Genomic DNA, 3,760 nt, shown 5'->3' with positions numbered 1-3,760 from the left:
TTTCAAATTTAAATAATTTTTTATTCTCTATGGCATCTACTCCAGAGATGTCTTCAGATGATACTTTACTCGCAGTCACAACATTTTGTTTTGATATTTCTTTTTTAGAAATATTTCTTCCTCTCTATTGTAGTTCAAGTTTATACTTAGCTTCTTCATCTGAATCGAGAGATAGCCAGAAGATCATTGATATCATTGCTAAAGAAGATATCACTGTTATGCAGGCTACCCCTGTTACGTGGTCTTTACTTATAAAGTCTGGTTGGAAAGGAAGTCAAAGTCTAAAGGCGCTTTGTGGAGGGGAGAAGCTAGATTATTCTTTAGCACAAAATATCTTATCTAGAGTCGATTCTCTATGGAATATGTATGGTCCAACAGAAACTACTATTTGGTCTAGTGTTGATAGAGTCTTAGCTGGGAAGCAAATCAGTATAGGTAAACCAATCTATAATACCAATTTCTATATTCTTGACGAAAAACTAGAGCCTGTAGGTGAAGGAGAGGTTGGGGAGTTATATATTTCTGGAGATGGAGTCTCTAAAGGTTATTTAAATGCCCCTCAGAAGACTAGTCGTTGCTTCATCTCTTCCTCAATTAACGGGAAAGATCAGATTATATATAAAACAGGAGACTTAGCATCTCTGGCATCTGGTTCTGTTTTTTGTCACGGTAGATGTGATAACCAAATAAAAATACGAGGATACAGAATTGAAGTTGATGAAATCAAAACATATGTTAAACAATTCCTAAAGGATGAAGTTGAAGGAGTTGAGATTCTACTTGTCGGGGATGATTATATGAAGAAGCTGGTTCTATACTTAGAGTCAGCTCAGTCAAATGATAATCATGGGGAGTTAAAGAGGTATCTTCAAAAAAACTTGCCGTCTTATATGATTCCAACAGAGATTTTTAATGTGGAGAAGTTTCCAAAAACATTGAATAACAAGATAGATTTAAAAGAACTACAGAAGTTTAAAAGATCTAGTAACGTATTTGACAAGAAAGACATTGAAGATTTTAGCATTTCTTCGAAGGTGTCTCAAATTTGGAGTAGTGTTTTAGAAATAGACACACGTAGCACTGAAGAGGACTTCTTCTCACAGGGAGGGAATTCAATTAAAGCTCTCGAGTTTGTTGAGAGTATAAACTCAGTATTTAATATTAATTTAGATTTACATATTCTTTTTGAATTTAATACGTTAACAAAATTGTCTGAGCTCATTTCAGATATGATTATCGAGAAAAAAATATTAAATAAAGAATATGAGCACATTGTTACTTTGAATTATAATATAAATAATAGTGTGAATATTTTCTTTATTCATGGTGTTGGTGGAAGTGTTTTAAACTATAAGCACTTCCAATATGCATTTCCAAATAAAAATGTATTTGCTGTTAAGGCAAATGGTCTAACTGATAAGATCCAGTTTAATTTGTCTTTGCCTGAGATGGCAAAGATTTATAGTCATGAAATTTCTGAAATTAGTCGTGGAAGTGAAGTCCACCTTGTTGGTGGCTCTATGGGCGGAGTAATTGCTTATGAACTTGCAGACTGTTTATACACTCATTCTCATAATTTGAATAAAGTAGTTCTTTTAGACTCTTATTCCCCTGGTAAAAGCTCACTTCTCTATCGATCTAAGATTATATGTAAATTTATCAAAACTTACTTACGGTCTGAGTTCGAAAACGATGAAACAAACACAACTAAATCGAGACTTGTAGAGCTCCGAAACCTCTATGCATTAGCACGGTATTATCCTCAAAAGAAGTCCACTGTTCCAATCCACTTGATTAAGGCTAAGCTAAACGGTAATCCAATCTCTGAAAAAGAGTGGATAGGACATACTTCTGGTGAATTCATACTTAAGCATATAGATGCTTATCATGAAGATATTATTGAATCTGAGGAGTTGATACCTATGTTATCTACAATCTTAGATGATTAAATTATCTTAATCTGCAGGTACTACAGCGTATATTTCATCTACTTCACATGGGTCTAGTTGCAGTGATACTGCACCAAGATTTAACATCATTAATCTCATTACATCTACCTTTTTAAGACTTAGTTCTTTTTGAAGGTAAACGATGACATTTTCTTCTGTCTCTCTAATTAGTTTGCCATATTTTGTGTCTTTAGATCTCTCACTTATGTAATACATGTGAATATGAGGCATTTCTTTTAATTGTGATAATACTTTTTTCATTCTATTTCTTACGCCAAGTTTATTTTCACCTGAAGCGTTAAAAAATAATTCCAGCATAAAGAGAACGGCCTCGTGTAAGATGATTTCTTTTTCTTTTCCAAGGTAGTAGTAAATTAAAGATCTCGTTACGTCGGCCTCTTTAGATACGTCTGACAATGACCATTTTAAGTGGCCCTTTGTTACCTCGTGATAGAGAACACTGTCACATATTTTAAAGAAAACTAGTTCTTTTTTACTAAATTCTTTCATGAGGGGGTTATATAATGAAACTAAAGACGTATCAATTTGGTGTGAAAAAAGAACAAAAGCCTAGCAGAAAACTAGGCTTAAGTTGTTGTAATTATTCTGCTGTTGCAAAGTGAAGGTCAAGTTTACTAACATCATATAAAGTAATTCCTCTTTTCTTAAAAACTTTTAATTCTGCTACATATACCCATAGGAAGTGATGAGATGGAAACTTCTTTGTAAGCGTGTCTACCTTTTCTAGTGCACTTTCAAAGTATTTAGAAGCAAGATCTCTATTCCCACTCATATCTTCAATAATAGCAAGGTCACGATACACCTGTGATTGTTCATATAAATGGAGAGATTCTAAATGATTGGTTTTGATATTTTCTAATATTGTCTTAGTTCTCTCTAAGATACTTTGTTTTTTATTTTTAGTGTATAGTTTAAGATTAAGCCTTACTTGCATGATCTCAGTTGGAAAGTCAAAATGATAATTTTCTACTGAGATCTTATTTGACTCTTTTAGGTATTGAATAGTCTTCTTTAAGCTTTCTTCTCCTTGTCCATTATCTCGGTCATTAATATAGGCCAAGGTATAATTTTTTAAGATCGTTTCAAAAAACGGTCTATCTTCACGGCTTGCTTGATGTGCTTTTGTTTCACTAAGAAAAGTAAAGAATCTATCATTTGTTGTAAAATCAACCTTGATTCCTAAGAAAGTAGAGTAGTTTGTCGGAAACGTTTCTCCTAGGGAAAACCAAATTTCATTATTAGAAGAGTCAATAACATGGCTCATAGAAGTGTATACTTTTGAGACTGTTCTACCGAAACTTCTAACTCCCATGTAGTGATCAATATGCCCCGATAGCATATCAACTCCCCATTGAGAATCTATATTACCTTTGGATAATTCTAAACTTTCTTCTACATGAGATATTCTTGCTCTAGACTCTAAAGTTTTATTGATTGAATATTCAAAGTTGTATTTTGCAGTATCGGGATGTCTAAAGTGGTTAGCTTGAGCAAGAGATCCTTTATTTCTTCTAGCGACTCTTACGATGTTTCCAGAGACTTCAATACTTGCAACTTCATTTGTCTTGCTATCAGAAACTAGGAATGTCCAAGCTCCAAAGTGACCATATTTCTTTATTAGTTTGACAGCATCATCTATTGATGAAGCCTCTTTTACAATCATATTTGCCATATAAGGGGCTATCACTCCATACTTTATTCTTTCTCTCTGATGTGAGTTCCTTCGATTGTGAGAAGGCTTTGTTGCTGCGTAAAGTGTTCTAACCTTCGTTGTTCTTAGTTCATGAGTT

At 33.5% G+C, this 3,760-nt stretch carries 3 protein-coding genes; 1 reads left to right on the top strand and 2 read right to left on the bottom strand.

The annotated features are described in order from the left end of the window. Positions 1 to 1,949, top strand: a 1,949-nt coding sequence (locus tag ABX784_RS16110; protein WP_372656087.1) for an AMP-binding protein, incomplete at its 5' end; no start/stop codon positions are given. A gap of 6 nt (positions 1,950 to 1,955) precedes the next feature. Here the strand turns inward: ABX784_RS16110 and ABX784_RS16105 are convergent. Next, positions 1,956 to 2,459, bottom strand: coding sequence for a TetR/AcrR family transcriptional regulator (locus ABX784_RS16105; protein ID WP_372656086.1), 504 nt, complete (start codon positions 2,457 to 2,459; stop codon positions 1,956 to 1,958). Between the two features lie 91 nt (positions 2,460 to 2,550). Beyond that, positions 2,551 to 3,760 (bottom strand): carcinine hydrolase/isopenicillin-N N-acyltransferase family protein (locus tag ABX784_RS16100; protein ID WP_372656085.1); only part of this gene is annotated, 1,210 nt, incomplete at its 5' end.

Source organism: Halobacteriovorax sp. (assembly GCF_041587335.1).
Lineage (GTDB): Bacteria > Bdellovibrionota > Bacteriovoracia > Bacteriovoracales > Bacteriovoracaceae > Halobacteriovorax.
Note: the sequence above shows the minus strand (reverse complement) of the source record. Positions and strands in the feature narration are given on the sequence as shown.